At 47.7% G+C, this 728-nt stretch carries 2 protein-coding genes; both read left to right on the plus strand.

Annotated features, from left to right (window positions below):
* Positions 1–262, plus strand: a 262-nt coding sequence (locus R8N49_RS26985; protein ID WP_318190435.1) for a cytochrome c oxidase assembly protein, incomplete at its 5' end; no start/stop codon positions are given.
* 51 nt (positions 263–313) lie between these two features.
* Positions 314–728 (plus strand): cytochrome c oxidase subunit 3 (locus tag R8N49_RS26990; protein ID WP_318190436.1); only part of this gene is annotated, 415 nt, incomplete at its 3' end.

Here is a 728-nt window from a genome sequence, read left to right on the forward strand (position 1 = left end):
GGTCGTGCAAACTGAATACTTGGCATTTAACGAAAGTGGACAAAGGCTGGTGGGGCAGGCGGTGCCTTCCGTTTCTCCCGGCAACGGTGCAGCTTACTTCAACAAAATAGAGTGCTTTTGTTTTACGCAACAACCGCTGGATGGAAAGCAGCACGCTCAGATGCCATTGATTTTCTATATTGAGCCCGATTTGCCGGACTCAATACATACATTAACGCTGTCTTATACACTCTACAAACTTCCTCCTCCCACAGGCAGTTAGCCTCTCAAGGAGTGAGATACAGGCTAAATAGTGTCTGTAAGGAGAGAACTGATGAGTAATAAACCTGGAACCTATTACGTTCCTGCTCAAAGTAGTTGGCCGATCATTGGCGCGTTTGCTCTGTTTTTAGTCGCCGTCGGTGCGGGCATGACGGTGCAAGGTACTCAAAGCGATGGTGCGGTCGGTGTTGTTGGTCGCATTGTGCTTGCCGTAGGCTTTTTGTTTCTGCTTTACATGTTGGCAGGATGGTTTAGTAACGTCATCACTGAATCGTTGACGGGTAAATACAGCGCGCAGATCACTCGATCATTTCGTCAGGGGATGAGTTGGTTCATCTTTTCAGAAGTGATGTTCTTTGGCGCGTTTTTCGGAGCACTGTTTTACGCCAGAATGGTGTCTGTCCCTTGGTTAGGAGGGGCTGATAATAACCTCATGACCAATGAAGTATTGTGGCCAAGCTTTGAAG

This window comes from Vibrio sp. 1978 (assembly GCF_033344345.1).